This window comes from Tumebacillus sp. BK434, assembly GCF_004340785.1.
GTDB lineage: Bacteria > Bacillota > Bacilli > Tumebacillales > Tumebacillaceae > Tumebacillus_A.
The window spans coordinates 705739-723170 of record NZ_SLXS01000001.1 but is presented as its reverse complement, the minus strand read 5'-3'; the positions used below and the strand labels follow the sequence as shown (position 1 = coordinate 723170).

Annotated in this window: 18 protein-coding genes; 14 read left to right on the top strand and 4 right to left on the bottom strand. The window is 57.8% G+C overall.

Going from position 1 to position 17432, the window contains the following annotated elements; genetic code table 11:
* Position 1 precedes the first annotated feature (1 nt).
* On the top strand, positions 2 to 1300 hold the full coding sequence (locus EV586_RS02375; protein WP_132943464.1) for an amidohydrolase: 1299 nt from the start codon (positions 2 to 4) through the stop codon (positions 1298 to 1300).
* A 151-nt stretch (positions 1301 to 1451) separates the two neighbouring features.
* Here the strand turns inward: EV586_RS02375 and EV586_RS02370 are convergent, their stop codons facing one another.
* Positions 1452 to 1652 (bottom strand): hypothetical protein, encoded by a 201-nt coding sequence (locus EV586_RS02370; protein WP_132943463.1) that lies wholly within the window; start codon positions 1650 to 1652, stop codon positions 1452 to 1454.
* Positions 1653 to 1762: 110 nt separating this feature from the next.
* Between EV586_RS02370 and surE the strand changes: the two genes are divergently transcribed.
* From surE to EV586_RS02330, 8 genes are all read left to right on the top strand, one after another.
* The gene (gene surE, locus EV586_RS02365) at positions 1763 to 2521 is read left to right on the top strand and encodes a 5'/3'-nucleotidase SurE (RefSeq protein ID WP_132943462.1); all 759 of its coding nucleotides are present in this window, start codon (positions 1763 to 1765) and stop codon (positions 2519 to 2521) included.
* A gap of 23 nt (positions 2522 to 2544) precedes the next feature.
* Entirely contained in the window at positions 2545 to 2721 is a 177-nt protein-coding gene (locus EV586_RS02360) for a DUF4264 family protein (protein WP_132943461.1), read from the top strand.
* A gap of 66 nt (positions 2722 to 2787) precedes the next feature.
* On the top strand, positions 2788 to 3348 hold the full coding sequence (locus tag EV586_RS02355; RefSeq protein ID WP_132943460.1) for a hypothetical protein: 561 nt from the start codon (positions 2788 to 2790) through the stop codon (positions 3346 to 3348).
* A gap of 137 nt (positions 3349 to 3485) precedes the next feature.
* Positions 3486 to 4025: a hypothetical protein gene (locus tag EV586_RS02350; RefSeq protein ID WP_132943459.1), complete on the top strand. Its 540-nt coding sequence runs from the start codon at positions 3486 to 3488 to the stop codon at positions 4023 to 4025.
* Positions 4022 to 5524, top strand: coding sequence for an AAA family ATPase (locus EV586_RS02345; protein ID WP_132943458.1), 1503 nt, complete (start codon positions 4022 to 4024; stop codon positions 5522 to 5524). The genes EV586_RS02350 and EV586_RS02345 overlap by 4 nt, the downstream gene beginning before the upstream one ends.
* Positions 5525 to 5634: 110 nt before the next feature.
* Complete coding sequence (locus EV586_RS02340) at positions 5635 to 6486, top strand: SRPBCC family protein (RefSeq protein WP_165898173.1); 852 nt, start codon at positions 5635 to 5637, stop codon at positions 6484 to 6486.
* A 63-nt stretch (positions 6487 to 6549) separates the two neighbouring features.
* On the top strand, positions 6550 to 7422 hold the full coding sequence (locus EV586_RS02335; protein ID WP_132943456.1) for a 3-hydroxyacyl-CoA dehydrogenase family protein: 873 nt from the start codon (positions 6550 to 6552) through the stop codon (positions 7420 to 7422).
* The gene (locus EV586_RS02330) at positions 7419 to 8633 is read left to right on the top strand and encodes an acetate/propionate family kinase (protein WP_132943455.1); all 1215 of its coding nucleotides are present in this window, start codon (positions 7419 to 7421) and stop codon (positions 8631 to 8633) included. The genes EV586_RS02335 and EV586_RS02330 overlap by 4 nt, the downstream gene beginning before the upstream one ends.
* Before the next feature lie 46 nt (positions 8634 to 8679).
* Here the strand turns inward: EV586_RS02330 and EV586_RS02325 are convergent, their stop codons facing one another.
* Positions 8680 to 9213: a GNAT family N-acetyltransferase gene (locus EV586_RS02325; RefSeq protein WP_165898172.1), complete on the bottom strand. Its 534-nt coding sequence runs from the start codon at positions 9211 to 9213 to the stop codon at positions 8680 to 8682.
* Entirely contained in the window at positions 9210 to 9863 is a 654-nt protein-coding gene (locus tag EV586_RS20925; protein ID WP_165898171.1) for a hypothetical protein, read from the bottom strand. The genes EV586_RS02325 and EV586_RS20925 overlap by 4 nt, the downstream gene beginning before the upstream one ends.
* Positions 9864 to 10044: 181 nt before the next feature.
* Here EV586_RS20925 and asnS point away from each other — a divergent pair, with 181 nt between their 5' ends.
* Both asnS and EV586_RS02315 read left to right on the top strand, forming a co-directional pair.
* On the top strand, positions 10045 to 11343 hold the full coding sequence (gene asnS, locus EV586_RS02320; RefSeq protein ID WP_132943453.1) for an asparagine--tRNA ligase: 1299 nt from the start codon (positions 10045 to 10047) through the stop codon (positions 11341 to 11343).
* A gap of 122 nt (positions 11344 to 11465) precedes the next feature.
* Positions 11466 to 12266, top strand: a complete 801-nt coding sequence (locus tag EV586_RS02315) for a DnaD domain-containing protein (protein ID WP_132943452.1) — start codon at positions 11466 to 11468, stop codon at positions 12264 to 12266.
* A gap of 153 nt (positions 12267 to 12419) precedes the next feature.
* On the opposite strand, the gene EV586_RS02310 is transcribed toward EV586_RS02315, so the two are convergent.
* Positions 12420 to 12638 carry an uL10 family ribosomal protein gene (locus tag EV586_RS02310; protein WP_132943451.1) on the bottom strand — a complete coding sequence of 73 codons (219 nt, stop codon included), beginning with the start codon at positions 12636 to 12638 and terminating at the stop codon, positions 12420 to 12422.
* Between the two features lie 393 nt (positions 12639 to 13031).
* On the opposite strand from EV586_RS02310, the gene EV586_RS02305 reads away from it, so the two are divergent.
* From EV586_RS02305 to EV586_RS02295, 3 genes are all read left to right on the top strand, one after another.
* The gene (locus EV586_RS02305; RefSeq protein ID WP_132943450.1) at positions 13032 to 14579 is read left to right on the top strand and encodes an ABC-F family ATP-binding cassette domain-containing protein; all 1548 of its coding nucleotides are present in this window, start codon (positions 13032 to 13034) and stop codon (positions 14577 to 14579) included.
* A gap of 295 nt (positions 14580 to 14874) precedes the next feature.
* Positions 14875 to 16587, top strand: a complete 1713-nt coding sequence (locus tag EV586_RS02300) for a M4 family metallopeptidase (RefSeq protein WP_132943449.1) — start codon at positions 14875 to 14877, stop codon at positions 16585 to 16587.
* A gap of 94 nt (positions 16588 to 16681) precedes the next feature.
* Positions 16682 to 17332 (top strand): SCO family protein, encoded by a 651-nt coding sequence (locus tag EV586_RS02295; RefSeq protein WP_132943448.1) that lies wholly within the window; start codon positions 16682 to 16684, stop codon positions 17330 to 17332.
* Positions 17333 to 17432 lie beyond the last annotated feature (100 nt).

Sequence of the window (17432 nt, the reverse complement as noted above, 5' to 3'; positions counted from 1 at the left end):
CATGGGACGCACGCTGATTCACAGCGCAGTCATCGTGACTGCTAAGGAAGATTCCTGGATTCCGGAAGGCTACTTGATCGTGGAAGGCAACCGCATCGCGGAGGTCGGCACGGGCGCTTACCAAGGCGCGACAGAAGGGTTTGACCGCGTGATCGACGCGAAAGGCAAGCTGGCGATGCCGGGCCTGATCAACACGCACGGCCATGCGGCGATGACGCTGTTGCGCGGCTATGCGGACGATCTCCCGCTGCAGACCTGGCTGGAGGAGCGCTGCTGGCCGATCGAAGCGAAGATGACCGATGAAGACATCTACTGGGGCACGCAACTGGCGATCCTCGAGATGCTGAAAGGCGGCACCACGACATTTACCGACATGTATTTCTCGATGGAACATGTGGCGAAAGCGACGGAAGCATCGGGCATCCGCGCCTGCTTGTCGCGCGGCATCATCGGGTTCCCGCCGGACGGGGAGAAGAAGCTGGCCGAAGCGATCGCGTTCAGCAAGGAGTACCACGGCAAAGCGAACAACCGCATCACCGTGACTTTTGGCCCGCACGCGCCGTACACCTGCCCGCCGGAATTCCTCAAGCGCGTGGTGGCTGCGTCGGAAGAGCTGAACCTGCCGATCCAGATCCACCTGTCCGAAACGGCGCGCGAAGTGGAAGAGTGTGTGGCACAGCACGGCATGTCGCCGATCAAGCTGATGGAAGAGCTCGGCGTGTTCACTCGTCCGACCCTGGCGGCACATTGCGTGCATCTGTCGGACGAAGACATCGAGATCATGGCGAAGCATGACGTCCGTGTCGCGCACAACCCGGATTCCAACCTCAAGCTCGGCTCCGGCGTCGCGCCGGTGTTGAAGATGCTGGAAAAAGGCCTGACCGTGGGCCTTGGCACCGACGGTGCCGCTTCGAACAACAACTTGGATATGTTCGAAGAGATGCGCATGGCGGCGATGCTGCACAAAGGCGTCAACCAGGATGCGATCGCGGTCAGCGCATTCAAAGCGCTCGAGATGGCGACCACCGACGGCGCGCGCGCCCTGTTCCTCGAAGACACGCTCGGCACCTTGCAGCAAGGCGCACTGGCCGACCTGCTGCTCGTCGACATCGACCAGCCGCACTTCTACCCGCGCCACAACATGATCGCGCACCTCGTCTACTCCGCAGGTTCCCGCGACGTGACCCACGTCTTCGTGGACGGCGAACTCGTCGTGGAAGACCGCAAAGTCCTGACTATGGACGAACAGCAGATCTACGCGGAAGTGCAGCGCGTCTGTGAGCGTTTGTTCGCAGAGTAAGCAAGTAAGTCTCGCAAGATGTCCTGCTCAAGCTTTTCCGACAGGCATCGAATCACACAGAAAAAGGGATCGGCTTGTAAAGCCTGATCCCTTTTTCATCTTCTTGCATGTATAGTCACTTTTTGTATCGGGAAACGTACAGGTGTCGGCTTTACCGCTTGTTATCGCTGCGCAGGCGCAACTGGCTGTTGCGCATTTTGCAGAGGTGTTCAGGGATCGTCAGGTCGCGTAGGTTCGGAGTTGCCCACAGTTCCATGTGCAAGAGGTCGGTCAGCCCAAGCTCTTGCGCCATCTGTTCGGCGTAACGCTTGACTTCCTCGGTGGAAACCGTACTACAGGTGGAAGTTGTCATCCGGTTCACCCCCCTGGTGTTGTAGCCATAGTATCTCCGTGGGCAAGGGCAGTATGTTGAATGGTTTTTACCATTCGGGTACAATGGGCGAAAAGGAGCGTGGAAACATCATGCGTATTTTGATCTCCAACGATGACGGCTGGCAGGCGGAAGGCATCCGCGTCCTCGCCGAACGATTGAAAAAAGTGGGCAAAGTGGTCGTCGTTGCCCCCGACCGCCAGCGCAGCGCCGCCGGTCACGGCATCACCTTACATAGACCTTTGTTCGTTCAGTACCATAAACTCTGCGAAGGCGTGGACGCCTACGCCGTCTCCGGCACGCCGGCCGACTGCGTGAAGATCGGCGTCAACGAAATCATGAAGGATGCGCCGCCTGATATTGTGGTATCAGGAATTAACGAAGGGAGCAACCTAGGAAATGACGTCATGTACTCCGGCACCGTCTCGGCTGCCATCGAAGGGGCGATTCAAGGCATCCCGTCGATCGCCGTCTCGCAATGCGGAACCGGACATTTTGACTATACGGGCGCTGCCGAATTTACGGCTAAACTGATCGGTCAGGTGCTCCAGCACGGCATTCCCAAAGACACCGTGCTCAACGTCAACTACCCGCCGATCAAGCCGGACGCCGTGCAGGGCGTGAAGATCTCCACCCTCGGCGAGCGCCGCTACCATAACGACTTTCAGAAGCACTACAGCCCGCGCGGCGAGGCGTACTATTGGCTGGCCGGCGATCTCAAAGATTTGGACGTCGCGCCCGATTCGGACATCCAAGCGATCAAAGACGGCTACATCGCCGTTTCACCGGTACACTTTGATTTCACCCATTTTGGCCTGATCAACGACCTGAAAAAATGGACGCTTGACTAGCGGACGAAAGAGGAGGAAACTAAATGGAAGAAACCAAACTCGTCACACTGGGCACGGCGGAATTTGACAATCCGAGCGATCTCTATTATGTGGTCGATTTTTTGAATCACACATTAAAAGAACGCGGTTTCGTGTTTGGTCTGAGCAAGGGTGAAGAAGGTCTCCTCAATATTTCCGTGTATGAAGAATACGATCAGTAGAATAGGATGTAGAGATGCTGATCACGCCAAGAGGATCAATACAAGAGAAAGAGAGTACCATTTTGGATGAAGAAGTACATTTGGCTTTCCATTTTCATCCTGACGGCTCTGATTGGGGGAGCCGTTTTTGCTGTCCGTGAGATCACGTATGCCCAATACGAAGGGGCCGAAGCGTCGGTGCAGCAGGCGCTCGACACCACCGTCCTGCAAAAGGTGATCGATGTCGAGCCCTTCACCGGAGGTATGGACGGCTTCTTCATCTCGGGAAAGGATGAGCTCGGCCGCGCCGTCTACATCTGGACCCAAGACGAGAAAGTGGTCGCCCGGGCATACGCCAACCAAGGCCTGGCGAAAGACAAGGCGATCGCTGCAGCGAAAAAGCCGGTCTGGTCGAAATCGCTGGTCCGCCCGGAGATCGCCGAAACAAAGCTGCAGCCGCTGGTCGAAGTGGTGTATGCGACACCCGGTCCCGTTTTGCCCAAGGTCAAGACGGAGTTCAGTTCGGCCCCGAGCAAATTCGTTTGGGAGCTGTACGGGAAGTTCGCCAATGGCGAGTCCGGCTATACCTACCTCGATTTCAAAAGCGGGGAAGTGCTGTGGCAAATCCAGCTGACAGAGCCAAAGTAAAACACCTCTTCCAATCGGAAGGGGTGTTTTTTCCTGTAGAATCCTAAACCCGCGAGTCAGTCGAGTGTGCTATAATGACAGAGTTGAGTTGGACGTTATGTTAACTTCAAATAGATTACTTTGAGGAGGGATGGACCATGTCTCGAATTCGGATCGTCCCGATTTTGGCCATCACCTGTGTCACGCTGTCGCTGTTGTTCGGCGGTTGGGAACTGTACCGCAATTTTGGGCTGGTACGTCCCCTCGAAGATCAGTTGATGGCGGCCGGCACGGTGCAAAAGGTCGAGTCGGTGGTAAACGGACAGGAGCGCGCGATCAAGGTCACCATGAAACAGGTGCCCGATCTGCAAGCGGCCTATGAAGATGTGGAGAAGATTGTGCATGAATCGATGGGCAGCTACGTGACGATCAGCCTGGCTGACAACCGTGCGGAAGCGTTGGAGACCACCTTCCGCGACCTGCAGCCGACCTTGTACGCAGGCATCGCCAAAGGGGAGTTTCCGGCGATGATCGAAAACATGGGGAAGCAGGCGAAACAGGCCGGCGTTGAGTCGAAGATCTCGATGAACGACGCGCATATCTTTGTCGAATTGAAAAAAGACGGCAAGTATCTCTATGAAGTCGTGCCCTATCAGACAAAACAAGCATTCACGCTGAAGGAGGTGTCGTCGCAATGAAACGCTACCTCAAAGAGCTGATCATCGGGGTGGGAGTTGCGACGATCGCCTTTGTCGCGTTTAACTTCCAACAATTGACCGTTCCGTTTTTGTTGTTGTTCGCTATTTTGCTGACCTTTGCCTTTGTCGCGGACCGCAACCGCGGTGCGACAGCTGCCGTTTCGCATGAAGTGGCGAAATCGCACCGCATCGAGTTCGACCAGATCGGCGGCCAGGACATGGCGAAGCGCGAGTTGACCGAAGCGCTTGACTTCCTGCGCCACCGCGACAAGATCAAGCAGCTCGGCATCAACCCGCTGAAAGGCATCATCCTGACCGGCCCTCCGGGCACCGGCAAGACGTTGCTGGCGAAAGCGGCTGCGACGTACACCGACTCGGTGTTTGTAGCAGCGTCCGGTTCGGAGTTCGTCGAGATGTATGTCGGCGTCGGCGCTTCCCGCGTGCGCCAGATGTTCCAAAAGGCCCGTGCGCAGGCGAAAAAAGAAGGCAAAGACTCGGCGATCATCTTTATCGACGAGATCGATGTGATCGGCGGCAAGCGCGGCGGCAACCAGTCGCACCAGGAGTATGATCAGACCTTGAACCAGCTGCTCACCGAGATGGACGGCATGCAGACCACGTCTTCGCCGCTCGTGCTGGTGATCGCAGCGACCAACCGTCTGGACATGCTCGACCCGGCGCTGATCCGTCCGGGCCGCTTCGACCGTCAGATCAAAGTCGATCTGCCGGACAAGCACGGTCGCTTGCACATCTTGCAGATCCAGACCAAGAACCGCCCGCTGGCCGACACTGTCGACCTTGAGAAAGTCGCTTCCGAAGCGTACGGCTTCTCCGGCGCACAGCTGGAGAGCTTGTGCAACGAAGCGGCGATCATGGCGATGCGTGAAAACAAAGACAAGATCGAGCAGATCCACTTCCGCGATTCGGTCGACAAAGTGCTGCTCGGCGAGCGCACCGGCAAGCGGCCGCGCCAAGAGGAACTGGAACGCGTCGCCGTGCACGAACTGGGCCATGCGATCGTCAGCGAATCGGTGCGCAAAGCGTCCGTCTCGCACATCACGATCGCCCCGCGCGGCAACGCCTTGGGCTTCGTCCGTCAAGTGCCGGAGTCGGATGGCTACCTGTACACCTACGATCAGTTGGTCAACCAGATCAAGATCGCGCTCGGCGGCACCGTCGCCGAAGAGCTGATCTACGGCAACCGTTCGACCGGCGCGCAAGGCGACATCCAACAGGCGACCAACATGGCGCGCACGATCGTCGCTTGCGGTCTGTCCGCGCTCGGCATCGTCGACATCGACAACTTGCAGCGCAATGTGCTCGATGAAGAGATCCGCCGCATTTTTGCAGAGATCTATGAGGCAACCCGTGAACTGTTGTCCGTCTACCGAGACGGCATCAACGAGCTGGCGGTCGACCTCGTCCGCGATGAAAACATGTCGGGTGACGAGTTCCGTGCCTGGATGGCTGTGAATGAAAAGCAGCCGGTTGCGGTGTAAACTATGGGTAAATCCGCCTTTCCTTCGGGAGGGGCGGATTTTTGTTTTTCGCCATACTTTGTTCTATAATGGGTGAAAGCGTTAGAGGAGAGAAGGGCGGTGCAGTCCGGATGAACAATCGCTATGAAGCCGGAACGCGGGTCATCGAGCGGAGCCTGGTCTTGGCGGCGACGACGAACGAAGTGTATATGATGCTCTCTCAGCCGTCGGAGATCGCCCGCTGGTTCTCACACCGTGCATCGCGGGCAGGCGATGTGTTGACGCTGGTCTGGGAGTTCCCGCAGCGGACGGTGCAGATCCCGTGTCTGGTCGTAGAAGAGAATCCGGGCTATGATCTGGTGCTTCGCTGGGAAAGCGAGTTCGCCGGGCATGATACGGTGGTACATTTCTCCTTGCAGAGTGAAGCGGGCGGCACGCGGCTGGTGCTGACGGAGACCGGTTTTGGCGACGGGCCGGACTGGGACCGGGCGATCGCCAGGCAAAGCGACGGCTGGGATGAAGCGCTCGACACGCTGCAGCACGTCACCGGCCGGGGCAAAGCGCGCTCGATCATCAAGGAGACGGTGGTGCCCTATCCGGCAAAGCGGGTGTATCGGGCGTTTACGGAGGTGCAGCAGCTGAGGAGATGGCTGGCCCGGGATGCGTTTCTCGACCCGCGCCAAGGCGGCTCGTATTGGCTGCGTGATGACTTTCCCACCGATGGCACCGGCTATGTCGTGGAACTGGTGCCCGGCAGGCGCATCCGCCTGTCCTGGCGGTGGTACCTGACCGATCTGCCGCCGACCTCGGTGCGGATTGAACTCAAAGAGACGAACGGCGAGACCCGTGTCAATCTGGAGCACGACGGTTTCGGACACGGTCCGGAGTGGGATCAGGAATATCAAGAGCATGAAGAGGGCTGGAGCAACCTGATGGGCTTTTTGTGGAACCATCTGTACAGCGATGAACCTTCGAAAGTGTGAGACCTTGGCGGGAGAGGCCAAGGTCTCTTTTGGTTATGCTACTGAAATAAAGGAGGGGATTCCATGAACATTCAACATGTTGGAATCATCGGAGCCGGTACGATGGGACAGGGGATCGCGCAGGCGATCGCAGGCAAGGGGCTGGAGGTGGTGCTGCTCGACCAGACACAGGCGGAGCTCGAGCAGGCCAAACAAGGGCTGGAACTGGCGCTCGACCGCCGGTTGACCAGATGGGGGATCACGGAAGCGGAGAAAAAAGTGACCTTGTCGCGGATTCTGCTCACCACCGATGCGAACGAACTGCAAGGGTGCGAGCTGGTGATCGAGTGCGTGTGGGAGCAGCTGGAGGCGAAAAGCGAAGCGCTGCAGCTGGCCGAAGCGGTGGTCGGGCCGGATGCGATCCTCGTCAGCAACACGTCGACGTTGTCCCTGACGGAAATCGCTGCGCAGACGGAGCGTCCGGAGCGGGTGATCGGCCTGCATTTTCATTATCCGCCGGAGCGGCGCGAACTGGTCGAAGTGGTGCGCGGGCTGAAGACGTCAGAAGCGACGTTTCAAGCGGCCTTCCAGTTTGTGAAGGAGCTGGGCAAGACGGCGATTCAAGTTTACGAGTCGCCAGGTTATGTCACCAGCCGGCTGATGCTGCCTTTGATCAACGAAGCGGCGGCGATCGTGGCGGAAGGCGTGGCGAGCGAACGGGATGTCGATACGGCGATGAAAGTCGGCTACGGCTTCAGCTACGGGCCGCTGGAGATCGCCGATCTGTTCGGTCTGGATTCGGTGGTGGACATGCTGGAAGGGCTGTATTTTGAGACGGCCGATCCGCGCTACCGCCCGGCCGCCTATCTGCGCAAGCTGGTGCGGGCCGGACATCTGGGGATCAAAGCTCGGCAGGGGTTTTACCGCTATGACGAGGCCGGGGAGGTGCGGGTATGAATGTGCTCGTGCTGAACTGCGGGAGTTCGTCTCTGAAATACCAGCTGTTTGCGATGCCGGAGGAAGACGTGCTGATCAAAGGATCGGTGGAGAGGATCGGGAGCGAGGAAGGGGTACACGCTTACAAGACGGACGACAGGGAAGGCAGCGCGACCTCGCCGATCCTCGACCATCGCGAGGCGCTGCGCCAAGTGCTGGTGACCTTGACCGACCAAGAGGTCGGCGTGCTGGATTCGGCAGAGGAGATCGCAGCGGTCGGGCACCGCGTCGTGCACGGCGGGGAGTCATTCTCGTCGTCGATCCTGATCACCGCCGATGTGAAGCGGGCGATCGCCGACACGATCGAGCTCGCTCCGCTGCACAATCCGGCCAACCTGCTGGGGATTGAGGCGATGGAGGACGTGCTGCCGGGCGTGCCGCAGGTGGCGGTGTTCGACACGGCGTTTCACCAGACGATGCCGCAGGAGCACTATCTGTATCCGGTGCCGTATGTGCTGTACCAGCGGCACAAGGTGCGCCGCTACGGCTTCCACGGCACGTCGCACCGCTATGTCAGCTCGCGGGTGCCGGCGCTGGTCGGACGCGATCTGTCGGCGCTGAACGTGATCTCCTGCCACATCGGCAACGGGGCGAGTCTGGCTGCGATCGAGCGGGGACGTTCGATCGACACGAGCATGGGGATGACGCCGCTGGAAGGTGTGATGATGGGCACGCGAAGCGGGGACATCGATCCCAGCCTGCATGAGTTCGTGATGGAAAAGGAGGGGCTGAGCTTCGATGAGCTGACCTCGATGCTGAACAAGCACAGCGGCCTGTTTGGCGTGTCGGGCTTGTCGGGGGATATGCGCGCAGTGGCGGAGGCGCGGGCGAAGGGCAGCGCGCGGGCGGCGCTGGCGTTTGCGATGTATGAGTACCGCATCCGCAAATACATCGGGGCATACGCGGCGGCGATGAACGGCGTCGACGTGATCTTGTTCACCGCCGGCGTCGGGGAAAATTCGCCGCTGCTGCGCTCGCTGATCTGTGCGAAGCTGACCTACCTCGGCGTCGAGCTCGACAACGAAGTCAACGAAAAAGGTCAAGGGGAGCGACTGATCTCCACTCCGGCCTCGAAAGTCAGCGTCTGTGTCATTCCGACCAACGAAGAGCTGATGATCGCCCGCGACACCAATGTCCTGGTCACGGGGTTGCAGGCGAAAGCAGAATTCTGACGAAGTGGGTGGCACGGGTGATGGAGGCGGTGACAGAGGCTGGCAGTCAAGCTCGGAGCTTGGCGTCTGGTCGCAACAGCTCCATGAGCTGCACGGGTTCAGGCTCGTCTGGATGCACAAGCGTGCGCTTGTGCACAAAGCCGGCCTTTTCATACGCGCGGCAGGCGCGGGCATTGCTGGCGAGCGGGGTGATCACGCAGCTCTGCACCGCGGGATCGGCAAAGATCACCTCGGTCAGAAACGCCTGCAGCACCTGCGGGCCGAGTCCATGGCCTTGCGCGGACTCCTCGCCGATAAACAGATCGAGGCTGGCCGACTCGGCAGTCAACTGCAGCGCAGAGCTGTAGGCAGGATGGTCCCGCCACAGATAGGTCTGTATGTATCCGACCGGCACGCCGCCCTGCAAGAACAGAAACGGACGCGTCGGTTCGTGCCCCGCGATGCGGGGCATGTATTTCTGGCGGACTTCTTCCATCGTCATGCCCTGCGGACCGCTGAACGCCGCTTTGACATGCGGCAGGTTCAGCCAGCTCTGGAGCAGGGGCAGGTCGGATTCCAGAAGCGGGCGAAAGGAGATCACGAGTGTGCCTCCTCGCGCTCCAAGCGGTTCCAGATTCGCATAAAATGCGCGATGGACGCTTCCAGCGCGATGTCCTGATCCAACGGGTTCCTGACGGTCGGAGTGGACAGGGTGCCTTTGGCCACGTTCAGGATCGACATCTTGGTGAACTGGTCGCTGCAATCGGGCAGCAGGGCCTTCTCCATCAGATGGCCGATGGTCGAAGCGCGGGATTTGTTGAGCTGGATCTCGGCAGACGTGGTCGCCTCTTTGAAATACAGTTTGATCAGGTGGGGGACGCCGTCGATGATCAAGCCGAGCTCCGGATTGACGCGGATGGCAAAATCGTCCTGCACGTGCACGCCGCTGTGCGCATCAAAATATTGCAGCTTGTGCTTCTTGGCGAACTTGCAGATCCCGTTGATCGCATGGCGGTAGTTCGCCTGCTTCTTCTCGTCGACAGCGTTTAGGAGTTCGGAGAGGGAGGTGAGGTCTGCGCCTTCACGCAAGGTCTTTTTCAACCGGCCGCGCAGCGGACCCCAGTAATCGCCGGGCCAGCTGTAGGGCTTGCTCTTGATCTCCTTCACCTTGCGGACCTTCTGCCCGTCGGGAAGCAGGGTAAAATCCAAAAACGTCGTCATCGAGATCTTCGCTTTCACTTGATCTACCATGAGCCACACTCCTTTGCACGATTGCCTACGCTTTATTTTACCATATTTCAAACAAAAAGGGAATGTACGTTCGCTTTTTACAACTGGTTTTTTTGTGCGAAGTGGACTATAATGTTCTCTAACTACATACATTGTTGTTTTTGTTGATTCTCTGTTCTTGTAACAGTTGGAGGGATAGCAAGTGACTGTAAAAGCACGAATTGAACGCATCGGCGAATTTGTCGATCAAGAAGTACTCCTCGAAGGCTGGCTGTGGAACAAACGTTCCTCCGGCAAGATCGCCTTCTTGAATTTCCGTGACGGCACCGGTTTTATTCAGTGCGTCGTCGTCAAGCAAGATGTGCCGGAAGAGCTGTTCGAACTGGCGAAAGGCCTGTCGCAGGAATCTTCGATCCGCGTGAAAGGCATCGTGCGCCAGGAAGAGCGCTCGCAGATCGGCTACGAGATCAACGTGACCGGCATCGAAGTCGTCTCCCGCACGGAAGACTATCCGATCACCCCGAAAGAGCACGGCGTTGATTTCCTGCTCGACCATCGTCATCTGTGGATCCGCTCGCCGCGCCAGCGTGCGGTCCTGAAAATTCGCGCTGAAGTGATCAAAGGCATGCGCGCCTTCTTCGACGAAAACGGCTTCACCCAAGTTGATCCGCCGATCCTGACCCCGTCCTCTGCGGAAGGCACGACCAACATGTTTGAGACGGAATACGTCAACGGCGAATCGGCCTACCTCTCCCAGTCCGGCCAGCTCTACATGGAAGCGGCTGCGATGGCGCTGGGCCGCGTGTACTCGTTCGGCCCGACCTTCCGCGCGGAGAAATCCAAGACCCGCAAGCACATGAACGAGTTCTGGATGATCGAGCCGGAGATGGCGTACGTGGGGCACAAAGAAAACCTGCAGATCCAGCAAGCTCTGGTCAAATCCACGATCAAGCACGTGCTCGAGCATTGCTCCTACGAGCTGAAAGCGCTCGACCGCGACACCGCGCCGCTCGAGCGCGTCGTCGCAGAAGAGTTCCCGATCATCACCTATGCGGAAGCGGTCAAGATCCTGCAGGAAAAAGGCCACGACTTCCCGTACGGCGAAGACTTCGGTGCGCCGCATGAGACGGAGCTGACCAACCACTTCGATCTGCCGGTGTTCGTGGAAAAATGGCCGGCGAACATCAAGGCGTTCTACATGCAGCCGGACCCGGAGAACCCGGACGTCATCCTCGGCGCCGACCTGCTGGCACCGGAAGGCTACGGCGAGATCATCGGCGGCTCGGAGCGCATCCACGACTACGAGCTGATGAAAGAGCGCTTTGCGCATGAGAACTTCGACGAGTCCTACAACTGGTACCTCGAACTGCGCCAGTACGGTTCCGTGCCGCACTCCGGCTTCGGCATCGGTCTTGAACGCACCATCGCGTGGATCTGCGGCATCGACCACATCCGTGAAACGATCATGATCCCGCGCACCTTGTACCGTCTCTATCCGTAAGTTGCGGAGCAGGAAAGGACAAGCAGAATCTGCTTGTCCTTTTTTGCATTTACGTACCTCTGTTCGCATAGAACTTGTGATATACTTAGTTTCGCTACTAGAGAAGAGGGGGAGAGAAACGGATGCAGAGACAGACACAGGACAGTGCATTCACCGTTCTCATGTCATCCGGATTTGTCGCCATTCCGGGGATTTTATTGCGTGAATATAAACGATTAGGCTTATCTGATGAAGAGATGATGCTGGTCTTGCATGTGATGCAGTTTCGCCAGGAAGGGATCGAGTTTCCCACACCGCGCGAGCTGAGCGAGCGGATGACTCTGCACCCGGACGTGCTGGCCGGGATGGTGCAGCAGCTGGTGCAGCGGGGGTTGATCGACATCGACGAGCACGGGATCGGGCATGACTCGCTGAGCCTGCGCCCCTTGTACGCCAAACTGGCCAAGCTGCTGGAGCCGAAGCCTTTGCAGCCGCCGGCTGCGAAGCCGCTGTCGAGCTACGAGCTGCTGGAAACGCGGGAGCAGCAGCAGAATCTGTTCGCCTTGTTCGAGCAGGAGTTCGGCCGGCCGATCTCGCCGATCGAGTACGAGCGCATTTCCTGCTGGATCGACCAGGATCATTACCGCGAAGAGCTGATCCGCGAGGCTTTGAAAGAGGCGGTGCTGGCCGGAAAGTTCAACTTCCGCTACATCGACCGCATCCTGTTCGAGTGGGGGAAGAACAACATCCGTTCCCTGCAAGACCTGACCGTGCACCGCGAGCAGTTCCGTAACCGCATCCCGACCCGCGGCCAGAACAACAAGAACGGCAGCAAAAACGGCAGCAAAAACGGCAACGCCGCCAAGCCGGCTGTCACTGCGGATGAAGACGCCGGCAACAAATACGATATGTTTTACAAAGTCTACGGCGGCGGCAACGGCTAAATTTTCCGATCTGCAGAATACTTGTAGTTTCAATCGACCTATCGTTAGAAAATCGATGTGCTGTCATGATCAATTATGATTTTTTCTTCGAGTGACTTTTTAATTTCAGCATCTGAAAGCCCCATGGCGGTTGCCATGGGGCTTTTGTCTGTCTTAATGCTCTTGTCTTGTCACCACCTGGATCTCTTCATGGAGCGGTGTGGCGGTGTCGCCTTTGATCACCCCGATCGCCCGGCGGAGCAGGAAACGGCTGCCGCGAAAGGCGAAGCGGGCCGCTTTGACGACAGGGCGGAAGATGCGCACCGAATGAACGAATGCAAAACGCCGCTTGGGCATGGGCTTGCGCAGGTCTTCCATCAGCACGAGTGACATGTTTGCAGACCCCCTGACACTGTGATGTTCTTACACTACGCCGTGTGCCGCTTGACCTATGCGCATTTTTCGACAAAGAGAGGCTTGCAAACGGTGTAAAATGGTGGTAAATTATCTATAATTATCGGCAAAGGAGTGAAGGGAATCTAATGTTTATGTCCGTTGTTTTTCAACAGGTATTGGCATAAGACGGGAGAAGTCTGCCCATTTTTAGCCATCTGCCATGTTGCAAGAACAGCGAGACAGAGCACGGACCCTTTGTGCAGGCCTTTGACAGACAGCCTGATCCACGGGTAGAGCGTGTTTTGCTCTACCCGTTTTTTGTTGTCTTTTGGGCTGTTCTTGCGCTTGGCATCGGAACAGAGAACGACCAAGCGAAGGAGTGTTTTTACGATGAGCATTGTGACAGTAGAAGGATTGACCCACGGGTTTGGCGATAAAACGGTGCTGCGCGACGTGCAGTTCCGCCTGTTGTCTGGTGAACATGTCGGCCTGGTCGGGCCGAACGGGGCCGGCAAATCGACCCTGCTGAAAATTATGATCGGCCACACGATCCCCGATGCCGGACGCATCGACTGGCTGCCGCAGGTGCAGCGCGGCTTTTTAGAACAGCATGTCGACTTGCAGCCGGGTGTAACGATGCGCGATTTCCTGCGCGGCGCGTTCGCCGTTCTCTACACGGCGGAGCACGACATGCTGCAGGCGGCCGAGCGGATGGCGACGGCAGAGGGTGCGGCGCTCGATGCGGCGATCAGACGCTTTGGGCAGCTGCAGGAGTTTCTGGAAGAAAACGATTTTTACGCCGTCGATGCGAAAGTCGAAGAAGTCGCCGCCGGGCTCGGCTTGACCGAACTCGGCCTCGACACCGACGTCAGCGCCCTCAGCGGCGGGCAGCGCACCAAGCTCCTGCTCGCCAAACTGCTGCTGCAAAAGCCGGATGTGCTCCTGCTCGACGAGCCGACCAACTATTTGGACACGGCGCACATCGACTGGCTGACCGGGCACCTGCAAAGCTACCCGCACGCGTTTGTGCTGATCTCCCACGACCAGGAATTTTTGAGCCAAGTCGTCAACGTCGTCTACCACTTGGAGCATCAGACGCTGACCCGTTTCACGGGCAGTTATCGGCAATATGTTGACGCGTTTGAGCTCCGCAAACAGCAGATCTATCACGCCTACGTCCGGCAGCAGCAAGAGATTCAAAAGCTGGAGACCTATATACAGAAAAACAAAGCCCGCACTTCGACCGCCAAGCAGGCTAAGAGCCGGGAGAAGCGTCTGCAAAAGATCGAGCGCATCGACAAGCCGACCCCGGTGCCGCGCCCGCGCTTTGCTTTTGGAGTCAGCGTGGAGCCGGTCACGACTGTGCTGCTCACCGAGCGACTGTGCGTCGGCTATGACAAGGCGCTGTTCCCCCCGGTCGACCTGCGCTTAAAGCGCGGGGAAAAAGTGGCCCTCGTCGGCTATAACGGGATCGGCAAGACGACCACGCTGCGCACCTTGCTAGGTAAATTGCCGTCGCTCGGCGGCACCGTGCAGCTTGGCGAACGGGTGCTCCCGGCCTACTTTGAGCAGGAAGCCGAATCGAAAGCCGGGCACACCGCACTGGAAGACGTCTGGCGCGCCCATCCGAAGATGACGCAAAAGGAAGTCCGCTCCGCTTTGGCCCGCTGCGGCCTGCGCACCGAGCACATCGAACAGCCGATGAAATCGCTGAGCGGAGGCGAGCAGACGAAAGTCCGCCTCTGCCACCTGATGCTCGCCGACAGCAACCTGCTGGTGCTCGACGAGCCGACCAACCATCTCGACCAGGCGGCAAAAGAAGCGCTCCAAGAAGCTTTGCAGCGTTATCCGGGCACCGTGCTGCTCGTGTCGCACGAACCGGACTTTTACCAAGGCTTTGTCGATCACGTCTGGGATGTGGAACACTGGCAGCAGTAATCGCTTGCTAATGACGCCTCGACAAAACATGACGCAAAATCACTTTGTATTGTAGAAATGTGCGAATTATCTCATTTCCGTGGAAATGGGGAAATAGACGATCGGGAAAAGAAAAAGGCTGCGCTCCTGCCAAAGGTCGCAGTCTTTTGCTTTGCGTTTGATCAAGTTCAGTCCCTTTGTGGTACTTTTGTCACATTTTACCGCTCTTCGCTTTACTGAAATAAAAATGGTATATATAATTAAGAATAGTTAGAAAATAATAATTTCATTTACAGGAAAGAAGAGGGGATCGATTGTGAAAAAAGCTGTACTGGCACCTGTTCTGGTCACCGCATTGCTGTTGGGAACATCGCTGGTTCCGTCCACGGACGCAACGGCGGCAAAAGATGAGTCGCTGGCGCAATTTAACGCCAAATCGAGCGGCGCGCTGAAAGTGGTCTACAACAAGAAAGGCGCACCGGAGTTTGTCACCGGCGTGCTGTCAAATCAAGGCGGACAGGATGCGAGAGCGGCTGTCGATTTCCTGGATCAACATAAAGCGTTCTTCAAGATGAAGAATCCCAAGTCTGACCTGAAAGCTTTGAAAGCGGAAACGGACAGCCTCGGCATGACGCACATCCGCCTGCAGCAGATGAAAAACGGGCTGCCGGTGGAAAATGCGATCACGATCGTGCACATCGATACTGCGGGCGCAGTGCGCACCGTCAACGGCGACTTCAACACGGATGTCGATGCGCTCAACCTCGACACCACGCCGCTTGTGAGCGCGGATCAGGCGATCCAGTCCGCCGTCGCGGCGGTCGATGCGCCGCAGCTGCTGGAGTCAGACCCGACCTCTGAGCTGGTCGTCTACCCGTTTGAAGGCCAGACGTATGTCGCCCACAAAGTGAACGTCCATTTCCTCGGTGAGCACCCGGGCAACTGGTCGGTCTATGTCGATGCGAAGTCGGGGCAGGTGATCGATCAGTTTAACTCGATCATGGATCTGGATCTGCACAAACAGCTCGACTTGAAACCGGCCTCCGCTTCCGGCATCGGTGTGAACGGGGCACATCGCACGCTGAGCGTTTCGCACAACAATCCGGGCAAGGGCGGCACGATGTTTTACCTCGCCGACTACTCGATCAAAGGGATGGACGGCATCCTGACGTACGATTTCAAGAACCAATGGCGTTCGACGACCGTTCGTTTGCCGGGCGAGCTGTTCACTTCGCGAAATGCGTCCTTCCACAGCGACTATGAGCGCGCGGCGGTCGATGCGCACCACAGCTCGAAGATCGTCTATGACTACTACCTCAATGAGCACAACCGCAACTCGATCGACGGGAAAGGCATGGCGATCATCTCGACCGTGCATTACGGCGAGCAATACAACAACGCCTTCTGGGACGGTGCTCAGATGACCTATGGCGACGGGGACGGCTCCTACTTCATCTCCTTGGCGGCCGGCCTTGACGTGGCGGCGCATGAGATGACGCACGGCGTGACCACGCACTCGGCGGGCCTGCGCTATCGCAACCAGTCCGGCGCCTTGAATGAGTCGTACTCCGACATCTTCGGCGCGCTGATCGACTCGGACGACTGGGAGATGGGCGAAGACATCATGGGCGCCGATCAAAAGGCGATCGGCCGCGATGCGCTGCGCTCGCTGTCCAACCCCAACCGCTTTCCGGTCAAAGCGGATTACGCGCCGTACGGTGACGGCAGCGGCATGTACCCGAAAAACATGAGCCAGTTCTACAACCTCCCGCTCAGCCTCGACAGCGGCGGCGTGCATGTCAACTCTTCGATCTGGAACCACGGCGCCTACCTGATCGCGCAGGAGATCGGCCAGCAGAAGCTCGGCAAGATCTATTACCACACGCTGACCAACTACTTGACGCCCGACTCCAACTTCCGCGACGCGCGCATCGCGACGATCCATTCTGCCAAAGAGCTGTACGGAGAGAACAGCTTCGAAGTGCAGGCGGTCATCCGCGGCCTCGATGCGATCGGCATCACCGAGTGATTGTTTACAAAAAATTGCGATTTGCCACAGCCTCCGCCGGGACTTCGGCGGAGGCTTTTTTGTATAATGAGGGGCAGAGAAAGGGTGATACTGAATGAACAAACGTTTTCGTTACACCGCTTGGGGCCTGCTGACGGCAGCGTCGCTTTTGCTGACCGCCTGCGGTGGACAAAGTGCGGAACAGGCGGAGCATGGCGAGCATGCGAATCACCAAGATCACGAGCAGTCTTCGGGCGAACTGGCACCGATTATGCAAATAAAAGATTTTACGTTAACCAACACGAATCACCAGCAGGTGTCGATCGAAAAAGATCTGACCGGTAAGGCGAAGCTGGTCTACTTCTTCTTCGCCAACTGCCCGGATGTGTGCCCGGTGTCGCATGCGCGGATGGCGAATATCATGCAGTCGCTGGAGGAGAACGGGCTGAAGAAAGCGGACGTGCAGTTCATTTCGATCACCGTCGACCCGGAAAATGACACCCCGGACAAGCTCGCCGAATACATGAAGCAGTACCAGGCAGATCCGAACGAATGGGCGTTCCTGACCGGCTCGGAGGAAGAGCTGGCGGCGGTGCGCGACCAGTTCGGCGTGCTGGCCGAGAAGCACAGCAGCCATGACATCTCCCACAACGACCGCATCTTCCTGCTCGATGCGAAGAACCAAGTGATGAACTCTTACAATATGAGCGATGGCGTCACCAATGATGTGATCCTGAACGACATGAAAAAGCTGACCACCATGTAGCGTCTGCCTGAGGCGAGGGCTGCCATCGTACCGGCAGGCCTTGCTCATGTGCAGCAACAGGAAGCGTCCCGATCGGGGCGCTTTTTCATGCCTGCTCGGT